Below are 14,912 nucleotides of genomic sequence, written 5' to 3'. Positions count from 1 at the left end.
CCGTCTCGTGGGCTCGGAAGTGTGTATAAGAGACAGGGGCTCGGCAGCGGGGGCTGCGGCGGGCTCATTGGCCTTTACCGGCGACGGGCGCGCCTGCAGGCCCAGGCGGTGCGCCTTGCCGATCACCGCATTGCGGCTGACCCCGCCCAGAGCTTCGGCGATCTGGCTGGCGGTCTGCCCCGCCTCCCACATCGTCCTGAGCGTATCGATCCGCTCATCGGTCCACGACATTCGAAACCTTTCCTCACTTCATCATCGCAACCGCCGGTCATCGTACCGGGTTGCGGGCGGCCACGGCAACCGTTACGCGCTATGGCGATGAGCAGCCAGCCCCCTATCGGCGAAATCCACTCGGCGGTGCGTGCCGCCCCCGGTGAGCCCGTAATCCGGAACATCAACTGGGGCGGCCTCAAGACCCTCTATATCAAGGAGGTGCGCCGTTTCTTCAAGGTGCAGCTCCAGACGATCTGGGCACCGTCGGTCACGACGCTGCTTTATCTCATCATTTTCACCACCGCGCTGGGCGGCCGCCATGCCGTGCCGGTGGCGGGCGCGCAGGTGCCGTTCGCCGATTTCATCGCGCCGGGCCTGATCGTGATGGGCATGATGAACAATGCCTTCGCCAATGCCAGCTTCTCGCTGCTGGTCGGCAAGATACAGGGCACGATCGTCGATTATCTGATGCCGCCGCTCTCCACCGCCGAGCTGCTGGCCGCGCTGGTCGGTGGTGCGGTGACGCGTGCCGTGCTGGTCGGGGTGACCGTCTGGGCGGCGATGGCGATCTGGCCGGGGGTGCATGTGACGCCGCACGCGCTGTTCGCGGTGTTGTGGTTCGGTCTGCTCGGCTCGGTGTTCCTGGCGCTTCTGGGCGTTCTGACCTCGATCTGGGCGGAGAAATTCGACCATGCCGCCGCCGTCACCAACTTCGTGGTCGTACCGCTGTCGCTGCTGTCGGGCACCTTCTATTCGGTCGACGGCCTCGCCCCGGCGTTCCGCGCGATCAGCCATGCCAACCCGTTCTTCTATGTCATTTCCGGGTTCCGCTACGGTTTTCTGGGCCTTGCCGACTCGCCGGTGACGCTGGGCGGATTCGTCGTGCTCGGCATCGACGTGGTCATGGCGGTCCTCTGCTACGTCCTGCTGCGCAAGGGCTGGAAGCTGAAGAACTGAGCCGCCTCGGCATTTGCCTTTTCTTAACCCTCATGTTGCTATCGAGAACCCCTGCTTCAGCAGCGGATTTCTCCCTCGACCGGGTCCTCAGCATGCCCGGCCAGGTCCTTGGCGGGACTGATATTTCGGTCCCGCCGTTTCTTGCCATCGCGTAACCCCGGCATTGCAACCGCGCGCCAATGGGCGTAGCGGTCGGCCCCATCATGACATCTTCTGCTCCCATGGCGGTCGTGCTCGTTTCGGGCGGGCTGGACTCGATGATTTCCGCTGCTTCGGCCAAGGCCGCAGGCTATCGCGTACTCGCGCTGTCGGTGGACTATAACCAGCGCCACAAGGTCGAACTGGCCGCCGCGGCGCGAGTCGCAGAGGCACTGGGTGCCGAGCGCCACATCGTCCTGCCGCTTGACCTGTCGGCGTTCGGCGGCTCGGCGCTGACCGCCGATATCGACGTGCCCAAGGACGGCGTCCAGCCGGGCATCCCCGTCACCTATGTGCCTGCGCGCAACACGATCTTCCTCAGCCTGGCGCTGGGCTGGGCCGAGGCGGCGGGCGCGCGCGACCTGTTCATCGGCGTGAACGCGCTCGACTATTCGGGCTATCCCGATTGCCGTCCCGAATTCATCGCCGCGTTCGAGGGACTGGCCGAGATCGCGACCAAGGCAGGCGTCGAGGGCCAGCCCTTCAAGATCCACGCGCCGCTCCAGCACATGACCAAGGCCGATATCGTGCGCGAAGGCACGCGGCTGGGCGTCGATATGGGGATCAGCTGGTCCTGCTACGACCCGACGCCGGAGGGGCTCCATTGCGGCGAATGCGACAGCTGTCGCCTGCGCTCGCGCGGGTTCGAGGAAGCGGGCATCCCCGATCCCACCGCCTATGCGGTCAAGCCGCAGGGCTGAGCCGATGAGCTATGCCGTCAAGGAGATGTTCCTGACGCTCCAGGGCGAAGGCGTGCAGGCCGGGCGGCGCGCGGTGTTCGTGCGCTTTGCGGGCTGTAACCTGTGGTCGGGCCGCGAGCAAGACCGGGCGAGCGCGATCTGCCGCTTCTGCGACACCGATTTCGTCGGGGTCGACGGTTTGGGCGGCGGGCGTTTTGCAGACGCAGGTGCGCTGGTCGCGGCGGTCGAGGGCTTCTGGGGCGAGTCGCGGGGCGAGCGCTTCGTGGTGCTGACCGGGGGCGAGCCGATGCTTCAGGTCGACGATGCGCTGGTCGATGCACTTCATGCGGCGGGCTTCTTCATCGCGATCGAGAGCAACGGCACGATCGCCGCGCATCCGGGCATCGACTGGGTGTGCATCAGCCCCAAGGCGGGGTCTGCGGTCGTTCAGCGTTCGGGGCAGGAATTGAAGCTGGTCTGGCCGCAGGCGGGGATCGACCCGGCCGAGGTCGAGGGATGGGACTTTGCGAACCATCTGCTTCAACCGCTCGATGATCCCCGGGCGGACGAAAACCGCGAGGCGTGCATTGCCATGGTGATGGAGCGCCCGCGCTGGCGGTTGACGCTGCAGACGCACAAGATGCTGGGGTTGCGGTAAATTCCATTCCTCCCCTGTACGGGGAGGGGGACCATGCGGAGCATGGTGGAGGGGTGTCCTCGCTTTCAAGGAAGTGACACCCCTCCGTCAGGCCTTCGGCCTGCCACCTCCCCTTACAGGGGAGAAACTTTTTAGTGAACGAACCGCGCCACCACGTCGCGATAGCTGCGCGACACCTTCACCTGCGCACCCGACTCCAGCAGCAGGAAGCACTCGCCATTGGTGTGCGGCTTGACCTGCTTCACCAGATCCAGGTTCACGATGGTCGAGCGGTGCACCCGCTGGAAACGGCGCGGATCGAGCCGCTTTTCCAGGTCCTTCATCGTTTCGCGCAGGACCAGCGAATTGTCGCCGGTGTTGATGACCATGTAATCGCCCGCCGCCTCGATCATCTCGATCGTGTCGACATCGACGCGGAAGATCTGGCCGCGATCCTTGATGTTGATGAGCTTCTCGAACCGGCTCGACGCCACTTCGCCGCCCTCGCTCAGGTCGGTCACCGCGTCGGGGGCATGTTCGGCGAGCACTTCCTTGAGCTTCTCGACCTCGCCCGCGCCGCGCTTCTCGCTCAGGCGCTGGCGCACGCGGTCGAGCGTGTCGGCGAGGCGCGCCTCCTCGACCGGTTTCATCAGATAATCGACCGCCTGCGCCTCGAACGCGCGCAGGGCATGGTCCGAATAGGCGGTGACGAAGACGAACAGCGGCGGCTCGACCTCCATCAGGCCCTGAACCACCGAAAAGCCGTCGAAGCCGGGCATCTGGATGTCGAGGAAAACGAGGTCGGGCTTATGCGTCTTGATCGCGCGGATCGCCTCGCGCCCGTTCGAGCAGCGCTCGATGATCTCGACGTCGTCGTGCGCCTGGAGCCGGAGCTCCATGCCCTGGATCGCCAGGGGCTCGTCGTCGACGAGGATGGTACGGATGGTCATGCGGCCTCTCTGTTCACATTCTCAAGCTGGAAGGGGATCTCGATCTCCACCGAGAATCCGCCAGCCGGCGCGGAGCGGGATTCGAAACGGTGGTCCGGGCCATAAGCCTGGGCCAGCCGTTCGCGGATATTGGACAGTCCAACGCCGGTCGAAACGCTTGAGGAATGACGGATTTCGTGCAAGCCGGGGCCGGTGTCGGATACGGCGATCCGCACCCGTTGCCCGACCAGTCGCACATCGACGCGGATTTCCGCGCCTTCCTCCTGCGGCGTGACGGCGTATTTGATAGCGTTCTCGACCAGCGGTTGCAGCAGCAGCGAGGGCAGGCGTGCCCGCTCGGCCCGCGGGTCGATCTCGAAACTGGGACGCAGGCGGTCTTCGAAGCGCATCTTTTCGATTTCGAGATAGAGTTTCAGCGTTTCAACCTCTTGCGCCACGGTCACATGCGCCGTGGGCTCATTCGCCAGCGTGTAGCGGAGGAAGGCTGACAGCCGGCTTAACATCGCATTGGCCCGCTCGGTCTGTTTCAGCAGCACCAGCGTCGAGATCGAGTTCAGCGTGTTGAACAGGAAATGCGGGTTCAACTGATAGCGCAACATCGCCAGCTGCGCGGTCGAGGCCTGAAGCTCGAGCGCGCGCATCTCGTCGATCTGGCTCTCGACGATCAGATAATAGTTGATCGCGAAATACAGCGCCGACCATCCCGCCAGCACCACGAAGGTGATGAACAGATTGCCGATCAGCAGGGTGACGGTGACGCCCGGCTGGGTCGTGGTGATGAACGAAAAGGAAAAGGCGTTGAGCGCCGCATACAGGAACGTCGCCGCCGCCAGGGTCGCCAGCGTCAGGAACACCCCCATGATGCGCGGGATGCGCCGGTAATAGCCGTACAGCGTCGAGAGCAGCAGGGTGATGCAATAGCCCAGGATCGCCTCGATGATCACGGGGATGATCTTCTCCAGCGAAAAGCCGTTGGAGATGCCGACCACCGATCGCAGCACCAGATAGCCCGACCACCCGGCCGCCTGCAGCGTCCAGAAGGCACGCGCCTTGTTCTCGAAAAACGGCCGCACCGACAGGGGATCGGAGGCGGGGGGCGAAGCGGGGGACGTCGCGGCGGGCGAATGACTGGCCATGGCCGGGCGACATCTACACGGCCTGTGGGGGAAGGGCAAAAAAGAAGGGCCGCCCCTCCCGAAGGAAGGGCGGCCCCGCAGCCCGAAGGCCGTCGCGTTCCGCCTTAGAAGCTGAAGCGCGCGCCGATGCGGATCTGGTAGAGCGACTGGTTGAAGCTCACCGCCTGCGTGTTCGGGTTGGTGAACGAGGTATAGCGATACTGGGCGCAAGGCTGCGCCGTCGTGGTCGCCACCGTGCCACCATTGCTGGGGTTGCCCGCCGTCGTCAGGCACTGCACCGTGATCGGCGACGCGCCATAAGGGAAGCCGAGCTGGCGCAGGCCACCCCAGTCCTTGTTGATGAGGTTGGGCAAGTTGTTGATGTCCGCGAAGACTGCGACGCGCGACCGGCCGATGAAGGTCGGAATTTCCTGCTCGAGGTGCAGGTCGATCCGGGTGAACGCACGGTTGCGGCCAGTGTTCTTCGGCACGATCATGCCGCGATACTTTGCCAGATCGGGGTTGGCGTTGATGTAGGCATCAAGCGCCTGCGCCGTTTGCGCGGCGGTCAGTCCGCCGGTCGTGCTGCTGTCACCATAGCTGACGCGCGCATCGTTGAGGCCAGTCGGGACATACAGCAGGTTTGTGGGGGCACTGCCCGACAAGACCGTGCCAAACACCGGCGAGCGCACGTTGTTCGAGTTGTCGAACATCGTATAGCTGTAGGCGCGGCCCGCGCGGGTTTCACCGAACAGCTGGATACGGGTCTTATAGTCGCCGAAGAAGGCGTGATCGTAGCCGAGGCTGTACTTGAACTGCCACTTGATCTGATCCGCCGACGTACCATAGGCCGGGTTATTCGGATCGATGCCATAGAACTGGTTGCGATAGTTCGAGTTGATGGTCGACGACGTGGCGTTGCCGACGTCCTTCACCCACTGACGGGTGAAGCTGCCGCCGAATTGCAGGCCCCAGTCGAATTCCTTGTCGAACCGCGCCACGATGACATGGCTGTAACCCTGCGAGCTGTTGGTCGCGAGGATGTCGTAGTTCGGGTCGGCGAAGATGGTCGCGCTGCCATAGCGAACGCGGCCGTCGGGCATCAGGCCGACCGGCACGGCGCGCAGATCGGTGAAAATCACGCCGTCGACGTTCTTCGTGTACAGATAATCCGCACCGAAATTGATGCCGAACAGGCGATAATCCGCTGACAGCGTCGCCTTGAGCGAGCGCGGCAGGTGGAAGTTCGGTGCGATGGCACCGGTATTGGTGCGCGACAGGTTCGTCGGGTTGGTCGTGTTCGCGGCGTATTGCGCAACAGCGGTTGGAACGTTGCCGCTCACATTGTTCAGGGCTGCCTGACAGATGGCATCGGGAATGCCGCCGGAGCAGATGTTGAGCCCCGGAGCCGAGCGGGTGATCGTGATCGCGCTGGTCGTGATGGTGTTGGAGAAGCTGTTCGACATGAAGATGTCGGGCAGGCCACCACCGAAGATGCCCGCGCCGCCGCGAACCTTCAGGCCTCCGCCAAGGATGTCGGTCGGCTTCCAGTCGAAGCTGATGCGCGGCTCGAACTGATCGAGGCCGTTATAGGTGTTCGTGTTCGGGAAGCCGTAGCGCTGGTTGAAGAAGGGATTGTAGACCGGGCGCTCACCCATCGCATACATCGTGTAGCGGGCACCATAGGTCAGCGACAGTGCGTCGGTCACCTGCCACTCGTCCTGTAGGCCGAGCGAAATGGTAGTGTAGCGGAAATCGGCCGCGGCACTGACGCCCGCGATCGGGGCGGCGAACTGCAACTGGTTGGCGTTACCCGCACGGAAATCGGCCAGTGAGTCGAAATACCACGAACCCAGACTGTTCTGAACGAAGTTGTTGAAGGTGCGGTTCTGGGCGACGTCGATCAGCGCCTGCACCTGATGGGTGCCGGCCGTGTAACGCCCGACGAGCTGACCGCCCCAGGTGTCGGTGAACAGCTGGTTGGTCTGGCGGGCGCTATCGGGGCCAAAGCTGATGCGGGGTACGGCGTTGCTGCAGCCGGTCAGCGAACCGGTCGAGGCGGCATCATCGCAGACCGAAATCTGACCGATGCTGCGGCCCAGAAGCGGCTCCTGACCACGACGATACCATTTGTAGAGGGCGCGCGCTTCGGTCGAGAAATTGTCCGTCCAGTCGGAGTTCAACTGAACGATACCGGCGCGCAGCAATTCGGTCAGCGCATAGGCGTTCGAGCTGAGGCCATAGGTCGGCGCGTTGGCAGTGAGCGACGTGTTGTTCTGGCTAACCAAGGAGTCGAACGAGTTGATGTACGACAGCGACAGGCGCTGGCCGGTCGTAACGTTCCAGTCGATGCGGCCAACGATCTTCTCGTCCTTGCGCGGGTTCAGACCCAGGATGTCGCCCGCGGCCGCGCCCAAATTCCTCGAATTGGCGATGTTCAGGACGTCGCTGACCGCCGTCGAGATCGCGGCCGGATTGGCATAGGAGCCGATGACCGTGCCGAAGGGACGCGGATCGGTGTTGCGCTCGCCCGAGACCATGAAAAACAGCTTGTCGGGAATGATCGGCCCGCGCAGCGTGGCGCCGTAGGTTTCCGACTTGAACTTGGCGGTGTTCAGGCGGTTGCTGCCGATCTGGTCGCCGGTCAGGCCGTCGGTGTTCTGCGAATAGAAGCCGGTGCCGTGGAGCTGGTTGGTGCCAGACAGCAGAACAGTGTCGATTGCGCCGCCCTGGAAACCCGACTGGCGGAAATCATAGGGTGCGATCGAGACCGACACCTGCGAGATCGCGTCGAAGGGGACCGGGCCGCGGTTGGTCGGGCTGGCGTCCTGATTCAGGCCGAAGCTGTCGCCGACGGTCACGCCGTTGATGGTGAAGCGATTGAAGCGCGGATTGACGCCCGCAAAGCTGACCGCACCTCCGCGATCACCCTGGTTGCCGAGATCGATCGTGGCGAACGGATCGCGACGTTCGATGTCACGGATGTCGCGGTTGACCGAAGCAACCTTGGCGATGTCGGCCTGAGTCAGGACGGTCTGCGGACCATCCGACGTGACGCCCGCACCGCGAATGGCCGACGCCGTGACGACGATGTCCGCGCCCGCGCCCGCATCAGCGGTCGCCGGGGTAAGGTCGATCGGCAGCGTGTAGGCCTGCTGCACGACCGTGAAGACGTCGGTGACCGTCTTGTTGCCCTGGGGGCTGGTGACTTCGACCGTGTAAGGGCCGCCAGCCTGCAGGCCGGTCTGGGTAAAGGTACCGTCGGCGCCGGACTGGGTCGTCGTGCGGGTGTTGGTCGGTATGTTGATGATGGTGATCTGCGCGCCTGGAACGGCCGTGCCGCCTGCGGTCACAGTACCACGAATGGTCGCGGTCGTTTCCTGTGCGGCAGCCGCCGCCGGAATGGCGAGCGCGACGACGGCCGCGCCCAGGAAAAGCGAATTACGCATAGATTATAGGTCCCCTTTTCGCGCGCGAAGCGGCGCGTCCGGCCGCTTGTGCGGCTCGGTTGAGCGTGCCCTGCGCTACGAACATTGCCGTTATGTTACAAAGAGCGGGGCGGGGACAGGGGGGCTTTCACTCCGTTGGCGGGCGTTGCAGTTTGGCAACGGTTATGGGAGCGGTAACGGTCGTATGGCGTTCTTTCAGAACTGGAATTTCAGCATCGTTCGCGCGGCACGGTACTTTGGGAGGGGGTTTTGAGCCCTGCCAAAGCGTAGTACACGAGGCCCGGATCGTGACGCCCCGGTCACGATCCGGCCATGCTCAGCTCGCGGCGACCAAGGCGTTCCAGGCGGCTTCGTCGATCACCCGGATGCCCAGATCCTGCGCCTTTTTCAGCTTCGATCCGGCGCCTGGCCCGGCGATGACGAGGTCGGTCTTGGCGGAGACCGATCCCGATACGCGCGCGCCCAGCGCTTCGGCCTGGGCCTTGGCCTCGTCGCGGGAGAGGGTCTCCAGCGTGCCGGTGAAGACCAGGGTCTTGCCGGTCACCTCCGACTCGCGGGTCTGATGCACGGTGTCGGCGGGTGTGACCTCGCTGAGCAGGTCGTCGACCACCTCGCGGTTATGCGCCTCGGCAAAGAAGTCGAGCAGGGCGTCGGCCACTTCGGGGCCGATCTGGGGCGTGTCGATAGCCGCGACGATGGCACGCTGGCGGCGCAGTTCGAATTTGCGGTCGGGCTCGCCCAGCGCGGGCACGGTTTCGGCGCGGACCGTCAGCGCGGCGTCGATCATCGCGCGGAAGCCCGCCATCGAGACGAAGCGGCGGGCCAGGTCGCGCGCCGTGATCTCGCCGACATGGCGAATGCCCAGCGCGAAGAGGAATCGGTCGAGCGATATGTCGCGCCGCGCGTCGATCGCGGCGAGCAGCTTGTCGACGACCAGTTCGGACATACGCTCGCGCTGGATCAGCGCCTCGCGATGCTGGTGCAGGCGAAAGATATCGGCGGGCGAGGCGATCAGGCCGTCGCGGAAGAATTCCTCGACCCGGACAAGGCCGAGACCCGTAATGTCGAAGGCGTGGCGTGAGACGAAGTGGATCAGCCGCTCGACGCGCTGCGCCGGGCAGATCAGTCCGCCGGTACAGCGGATGACGACCTCGCCCTCCTCGCGCGTCGCCAGGCTGCCGCATTCGGGGCAGTGGTCGGGGAAGACGAAAGGCTCGCGCGGCGTATCGCGGGTCAGGTTCTCGACGATCTGCGGGATGACGTCGCCTGCGCGTTGCAGGACCACCCGGTCGCCGGGGCGGACGCCCAGTCGTTCAATCTCGTCGGCATTGTGCAGCGTGGCGTTGGTGACGACGACCCCGCCGACCGTCACCGGCTCCAGCCGCGCGACGGGGGTCAGCGCACCGGTGCGGCCGACCTGGATATCGATCTTCTCCAGTGTGGTCTGGGCGCGCTCGGCGGGGAATTTGTGGGCGATCGCCCAGCGCGGCGTGCGCCCGACAATGCCGAGGCGCGCCTGCCAGTCGAGCCGGTCTACCTTATAGACCACGCCGTCGATATCGAAGGGCAGGTCGGCGCGCTGCGTCTCGATGCTGCGATAGATGGCCAGCGCGGCACCGGCATCGGGCACGCAGGCAAAGGCGTCGGCGATGGGAAAGCCCCAGCGCCGCCACGCCTCGACCATGTCGAACTGGGTCTCGACCGGCACCGCGCTCGCCTCGCCCCAGCCATGCGCCAGGAAGCGCAGCGGGCGTCCGGCGGTGATCGCGGGGTTCTTCTGGCGCAGCGAACCGGCGGCGGCGTTACGGGGATTAGCGAACTGGCGCGCCTCCTTGCCCGTCTCCGCTGCCTCCTGCGCCAGCCGGGCGTTGAGCGCGGCGAAATCGGCCTTGCTCATATAGACCTCGCCGCGCACCTCGAAGACCTGCGGTGCGTCGGCGGGCAGCGTCTGGGGGATGTCGGCGATGGTGCGGACATTCTCGGTCACGTCCTCGCCGATCGCGCCGTCACCGCGGGTCAGCGCTTGGACCAGCCGCCCGTCGACATAGCGCAGCGAACAGGACAGGCCGTCGATCTTGGGCTCGGCGGTCAGGGTGACCGGTTCGTCGTCGGGCAGCTTCAGATAGCGGCGGACGCGGCCGATGAAATCCTCGACCTCCTCGTCGGTAAAGGCATTGTCCAGGCTGGTCATCGGCCGGGCATGCGGCACCTTGGCCAGATGCGCGGCCGGGGCGGCGCCGACCTGGGTGTTGGGCGAGTCGGCGCGGATCAGATGCGGGAAGGCGGCTTCGATCGCGGTGTTGCGACGAACCAGCGCGTCATAATCCGCATCCGAAATCTCGGGCGCATCCTCGGTATGGTAGAGGCGGTTGTGATGGGCGATCTCGCGGGCGAGGCTGTTCAGCTCGGCGGCGGCTTCGAGATCGGTCTGGGGCAGGGTCTGAGGTGCGGTCACGCCGCCCGTGCTAGTCCAGCGGTGACGGCAGGATCAAGCCACTGCGACCGAACCGTTGACGCAAGTCAGGAAAGCGGGTCCGCCGCGCGGTGTCTGTCAGACCCCCGAGCCCGATCCGTCATCAAACTGCGCGCCTGTTCGATATGGATCGCCACCATCGGCAGGTCGAGCTTATCCGCCAGTGCCAGACAAGAGTGGAGATGGCCGGCAAGCACGGTCATATCGTTTGTATCGGCAATCGGCGCAGCAGAGGCGAAAATATTCGACATCCGATAGGTCCATCCCAAGCAGGGGACAGCCCAACATCCCCGTCCGGCATCGAGCATATCAGATATAAAATAACTTCCAAGGCAATTTTGTCAGGACTCCAGCAACCGATCGGCCTGGGCACGCGCTTCGTCGGTAATCGTCGCGCCGGACAGCATCCGGGCGATTTCCTCGCGGCGTTCCGCATCGCTCAGCGCGCGAACGCCGGTGCGGGTTACGGTGCCGTCATGGCTCTTGGCGATCAGCAGATGCGCGGCACCGCGCGCTGCCACCTGGGGGCTGTGGGTGACGACCAACAATTGCGTGCGTCCCGCCAGCCGGTGAAGCCGGTCGCCGATGGCAGAGGCCACCGCGCCGCCGACGCCGCGATCGATCTCGTCGAAGATCATCGTCGTCGCACCGCCTTCTTCCGCCAGCGCGACCTTCAGCGCCAGGATGAAGCGCGACAATTCACCGCCGCTGGCGATCTTCATGAGCGGGGCGAAGGGGGCGCCGGGGTTGGTCGAAATCTCGAACTCCACCCGGTCCTTGCCCGACGCTGACCAGCCCGAGGGTTCGAGAGCCGCGACGATCGTACGGAAGCGCGCAGCGTCCAATTTTAGCGGGGCCAGCTCGCTCTTGACCGCTTGGTCCAGCCGTTCGGCGGCGGCCGTGCGGGCGGCGGCGACCTTGACGGCGGCCTTGTCGTAAGCGGCGCGCGCGGTCGCGACCGCCGCTTCCAATCGGCCGATGCCTTCCTCGCCCGCGTCGAGCCGCTCCAGCCGTCCGCGCAACTGCTCGGTCAGGTCGGCGAGGTCGTCGGGCTGGACGCGGTGTTTGCGCGCCATGCCGCGCAACTCGAACAGCCGGGCTTCGTCCTCCTCCAGCGCGCGGGGGTCATAGGCCAGTTCGCGCTGCGCCTCGAACAGCCGCTCCTCGGCCAGCGACGCCTCGATCACCGCACGGTCGATCGCGGCCAGCGCTTCGGCGAGGGCGGGGTGATCCTCGCCGATCCGCTCCAGCACGCGGGCGGCCTGACGTAGGCCCGCCAGCGCACCGTCGGAGCCTTGCAGATGCTCGTCGATCGCACCCAGTTCGCCCGCGATCTTTTCCGACCGCTGCATGGTGCGGCGACGGTCGGCCAGCGCCTCTTCCTCGCCGGGTTCGGGGGCGAGCTTGGTCAGTTCGGCGACCGTATGCTCCAGCCATTCGCGGTCGCGCGCCGCCGTCTCGATCTCTTCCCGCGCGGCGGTCAGCGCGGCTTCGGCCTCGCGATAGCGGGTCCAGGCGGCGGCGACCGCGCTCGTATCGATCCGTCCGAAGCTGTCGAGCATCATCCGGTGGCCGCGTGGGTTCAGCAGGCCCCGATCGTCATGCTGGCCGTGGATTTCGACCAGATAGGGTGCGATTTCGCGGAGCAGGGCGGCCGAGGCGGGTTGGCTGTTGACGAAGCCCCGGCTGCCGCCATCGGCCTTCACCTGGCGGCGGACGATCAACGGCTCGCCCGGTTCGATGGCGATCCCGGCTTCGTCGAGGATGGTGGCGAGGCGGCTGTCGGGGGCGGGGGGCTCGAAGCTGGCGGTGACGACGGCCTGGCCCGCGCCGTGACGGACCAGCCCGCTGTCGCCGCGCCCGCCAAGCGCCAGACCCAGTGCGTCGAGCAGGATCGACTTGCCCGCCCCGGTCTCACCGGTCAGGACACCCAGGCCCCGGCCGAAATCCAGGTCCAGGGCCTCGATCAGGACGACATCACGAATGGACAGCGCGGTCAGCATGGCGCGCGATATAAAGCGAAACGGGGGCAGATGTTATCCCCCGCGGCAAAAATGATCCCGATTTGTTCGGGAACGCGTCTATTCCTCCCCTTGCTGGGGAGGAATATCAAGCGTGGCTCACCCCGTCGGCGAGCTGTTGTTGCCTGTCGGGGTCGGACGACCCGGCGCCGCCGCGCTTGGCGTGGCGGTGCTGCCACCGCCGCCCGGCAGGCCGATATTGACCGATCCCGGCGTGCCGGTCGGCACCACGGGCTGGCCCGGCTGGATCTGGGCGATCGGCTGCACCGGATATTCGCGCATCAGCTTATAGGCGCGGTTATACCAGTCGCTGCCCGGGTAATTGGCACCCAGCACGGCGGCGGACCGCTCGGCCTCGGGGCGTACGCCCAGCGCCAGATAGGTCTCGACCAGACGCATCAGCGCCTCGGGCGTGTGGCTGGTCGTCTGATATTTGTCGACGACGGTGCGGAAGCGCATCGACGCGGCCAGCCACTGGTGGCGGTCCTCGTAGAAGCGGCCGATCTCCATTTCCTTGCCCGCCAGGTGATCGTTGACCAGATCGACCTTCAACCGCGCATCGGCGGCATAGCGGCTGTTGGGATAGCGACGCATCAGCTCGCCCAACGCGTCCAGCGCCTGGCGGGTGATCTTCTGGTCGCGGGTCACGTCCTGGATCTGCTCGTAATAGCCGAGCGCGATCAGATAATAGGCATAGGGCGCATCGCGATTGCCCGGATGGACCGAAATGAAACGCTGCGCCGATTGGATCGACTGGGTATAGTCGCGGCCCAGATAATAGCTGAAAGCGCTCATCAACTGCGCGCGGCGGGCCCAGATCGAATAGGGGTGCTGCCGCTCCACCTCGTCGAACAGCAGCGCCGCCTCCTTGTAGCGATGCTGGTCCAGCCGGTTCTTGGCGGCCGTGTACAGCGTGCCGACGTCGCGCGCGACATAGGGCAGGTCGGTGCGGGCACGGTTGCGGGCGCAACCCGCGATCGGAAGGGCCATGGCGGCGATCAGCGCCAGCGACAGCGCACGGGAACGGGGGTAACGCATCGCGCATGTCCTTAGCGCAGCATTGGGGCGGGGAACAGTCCTTCCCGCACGCCGCCTGACGATAGGCCGCAACGAGAGACGTCTTGCCATTCCGATAGCGCTCGCGGCATGGGGCTTGACGGCCGGGCGGCAGGGAACGCCCCCATGGCCCCGACGGTTTTGCCGTCGCCCGATCGGAAGGAAGCGAACGACCATGCCCGCCACGATGCTCCATACCCACCGCGTCGAGAAGCCCTGGGGCCGCCACACGCTGTATCCCGGGTTCGAGGATGCTCCCGCCGATGGCGCCCCCATCGGCGAAGTGTGGTTCCAGGAGCCGGGTGACACCTCGCCCGACCTGCTCATCAAATATCTGTTCACCAGCGAGAAGCTGTCGGTGCAGGTGCATCCGGACGACGAACAGGCCCAGGCCCGTGGCCTGCCGCGCGGCAAGGACGAATGCTGGACGATCCTGACCGCCGAACCCGATTCGACCATCGCGCTGGGGCCGAAAGCGCCGATGACCAAGGAACAGCTTCGCGCCGACGCACGCGACGGCTCGGTCGAGGCGGATCTGGACTGGGTGCCGGTGAAGGAGGGCGACTTCTACTACGCACCCTCGGGCACGATCCACGCGATCGGTGCCGGGTTGACCGTGATCGAGGTGCAGCAGAACAGCGAAACCACCTATCGCCTCTACGACTATGGCAGCGACCGTGAGCTGCATCTGGAGGATGGTGTCGATGTAGCGCACCTGACCCCGTATCAGCCGATCGTCTCGCCGGGACCGGCGGGCGAGGGGCGTGATATCCTGGTCGAAGGGCCGAAATTCGTGCTCGAGCGCTGGGCGGCGGGCGAGCATGCGGTGACCCTGCCCGAGGGGCGGACGGCCTGGCTGATCCCGATCACCGGCTCGGGCGAGGTCGCGGGCATTGCGTTCCAGGCGGGCCAGTGCCTGACCGTGACCGGCGCGGAGACGGTCACGCTGTCCTCGGACGGCGACGCGCTGTTCGCCTATGCGGGTACGACGCGGTTGTAAGAGGCTTCCTCTCCGGCACGGGGAGCAATTGAGATCAAGATGACCTCGCGTGGGATCAACGAGAGCCCCTCCCCTTCAGGGGAGGGGATGGGGGTGGGGCGCATCCGCAGTCGTGCCGTTCGTGGTGATGCCCCACCCCAACCCCTCCCCTGAAGGGGAGGGG

12 protein-coding genes are annotated in these 14,912 nt (G+C 65.6%); 4 read left to right on the top strand and 8 right to left on the bottom strand.

What is annotated here, in order from left to right:
- Positions 1 to 231, bottom strand: a 231-nt coding sequence (locus NS355_RS17355) for a GcrA family cell cycle regulator (protein WP_244489738.1), incomplete at its 3' end; no start/stop codon positions are given.
- Between the two features lie 87 nt (positions 232 to 318).
- Here NS355_RS17355 and NS355_RS17350 point away from each other — a divergent pair.
- The 3 genes from NS355_RS17350 to queE all read left to right on the top strand — a co-directional run bounded on the left by NS355_RS17350 (position 319) and on the right by queE (position 2,706).
- Positions 319 to 1,170, top strand: a complete 852-nt coding sequence (locus NS355_RS17350) for an ABC transporter permease (RefSeq protein ID WP_058746825.1) — start codon at positions 319 to 321, stop codon at positions 1,168 to 1,170.
- A 203-nt stretch (positions 1,171 to 1,373) separates the two neighbouring features.
- Complete coding sequence (gene queC, locus NS355_RS17345; RefSeq protein WP_058746824.1) at positions 1,374 to 2,069, top strand: 7-cyano-7-deazaguanine synthase QueC; 696 nt, start codon at positions 1,374 to 1,376, stop codon at positions 2,067 to 2,069.
- Positions 2,070 to 2,073: 4 nt separating this feature from the next.
- Positions 2,074 to 2,706: a 7-carboxy-7-deazaguanine synthase gene (queE, locus tag NS355_RS17340; protein WP_058746823.1), complete on the top strand. Its 633-nt coding sequence runs from the start codon at positions 2,074 to 2,076 to the stop codon at positions 2,704 to 2,706.
- Positions 2,707 to 2,837: 131 nt separating this feature from the next.
- Here queE and NS355_RS17335 read toward each other — a convergent pair whose 3' ends face one another.
- From NS355_RS17335 to NS355_RS17305, 7 genes are all read right to left on the bottom strand, one after another.
- Positions 2,838 to 3,635, bottom strand: a complete 798-nt coding sequence (locus tag NS355_RS17335; RefSeq protein ID WP_058746822.1) for a LytR/AlgR family response regulator transcription factor — start codon at positions 3,633 to 3,635, stop codon at positions 2,838 to 2,840.
- Positions 3,632 to 4,771: a sensor histidine kinase gene (locus tag NS355_RS17330; RefSeq protein WP_172839688.1), complete on the bottom strand. Its 1,140-nt coding sequence runs from the start codon at positions 4,769 to 4,771 to the stop codon at positions 3,632 to 3,634. The genes NS355_RS17335 and NS355_RS17330 overlap by 4 nt, the downstream gene beginning before the upstream one ends.
- 104 nt (positions 4,772 to 4,875) lie before the next feature.
- Complete coding sequence (locus NS355_RS17325; RefSeq protein ID WP_058746821.1) at positions 4,876 to 8,199, bottom strand: TonB-dependent receptor; 3,324 nt, start codon at positions 8,197 to 8,199, stop codon at positions 4,876 to 4,878.
- Positions 8,200 to 8,515: 316 nt separating this feature from the next.
- The gene (ligA, locus tag NS355_RS17320) at positions 8,516 to 10,654 is read right to left on the bottom strand and encodes an NAD-dependent DNA ligase LigA (RefSeq protein ID WP_058746820.1); all 2,139 of its coding nucleotides are present in this window, start codon (positions 10,652 to 10,654) and stop codon (positions 8,516 to 8,518) included.
- A gap of 65 nt (positions 10,655 to 10,719) precedes the next feature.
- Entirely contained in the window at positions 10,720 to 10,923 is a 204-nt protein-coding gene (locus tag NS355_RS17315; protein ID WP_058746819.1) for a hypothetical protein, read from the bottom strand.
- A gap of 90 nt (positions 10,924 to 11,013) precedes the next feature.
- Complete coding sequence (recN, locus tag NS355_RS17310) at positions 11,014 to 12,675, bottom strand: DNA repair protein RecN (RefSeq protein ID WP_058746818.1); 1,662 nt, start codon at positions 12,673 to 12,675, stop codon at positions 11,014 to 11,016.
- A gap of 117 nt (positions 12,676 to 12,792) precedes the next feature.
- Positions 12,793 to 13,731 (bottom strand): outer membrane protein assembly factor BamD, encoded by a 939-nt coding sequence (locus NS355_RS17305; RefSeq protein ID WP_058746817.1) that lies wholly within the window; start codon positions 13,729 to 13,731, stop codon positions 12,793 to 12,795.
- Positions 13,732 to 13,924: 193 nt separating this feature from the next.
- Between NS355_RS17305 and NS355_RS17300 the strand changes: the two genes are divergently transcribed.
- The gene (locus NS355_RS17300; RefSeq protein ID WP_058746816.1) at positions 13,925 to 14,749 is read left to right on the top strand and encodes a hypothetical protein; all 825 of its coding nucleotides are present in this window, start codon (positions 13,925 to 13,927) and stop codon (positions 14,747 to 14,749) included.
- The last annotated feature ends 163 nt before the right edge of the window (positions 14,750 to 14,912 follow it).

This window comes from Sphingomonas yabuuchiae (assembly GCF_001477495.1).
GTDB lineage: Bacteria > Pseudomonadota > Alphaproteobacteria > Sphingomonadales > Sphingomonadaceae > Sphingomonas > Sphingomonas yabuuchiae_A.
Note: the sequence above shows the minus strand (reverse complement) of the source record. Positions and strands in the feature narration are given on the sequence as shown.

Excerpts from the sequence above, each read along its gene's own strand:
- NS355_RS17350 (WP_058746825.1), top strand. The coding sequence starts at position 319 with ATGAGCAGCCAGCCCCCTATCGGCGAAATCCACTCGGCGGTGCGTGCC.
- NS355_RS17325 (WP_058746821.1), bottom strand. The coding sequence starts at position 8,199 with ATGCGTAATTCGCTTTTCCTGGGCGCGGCCGTCGTCGCGCTCGCCATT.
- queE (WP_058746823.1), top strand. The coding sequence starts at position 2,074 with ATGAGCTATGCCGTCAAGGAGATGTTCCTGACGCTCCAGGGCGAAGGC.
- NS355_RS17335 (WP_058746822.1), bottom strand. The coding sequence starts at position 3,635 with ATGACCATCCGTACCATCCTCGTCGACGACGAGCCCCTGGCGATCCAG.
- NS355_RS17315 (WP_058746819.1), bottom strand. The coding sequence starts at position 10,923 with ATGTCGAATATTTTCGCCTCTGCTGCGCCGATTGCCGATACAAACGAT.
- recN (WP_058746818.1), bottom strand. The coding sequence starts at position 12,675 with ATGCTGACCGCGCTGTCCATTCGTGATGTCGTCCTGATCGAGGCCCTG.
- NS355_RS17305 (WP_058746817.1), bottom strand. The coding sequence starts at position 13,731 with ATGCGTTACCCCCGTTCCCGTGCGCTGTCGCTGGCGCTGATCGCCGCC.
- queC (WP_058746824.1), top strand. The coding sequence starts at position 1,374 with ATGACATCTTCTGCTCCCATGGCGGTCGTGCTCGTTTCGGGCGGGCTG.
- NS355_RS17300 (WP_058746816.1), top strand. The coding sequence starts at position 13,925 with ATGCCCGCCACGATGCTCCATACCCACCGCGTCGAGAAGCCCTGGGGC.
- NS355_RS17330 (WP_172839688.1), bottom strand. The coding sequence starts at position 4,771 with ATGGCCAGTCATTCGCCCGCCGCGACGTCCCCCGCTTCGCCCCCCGCC.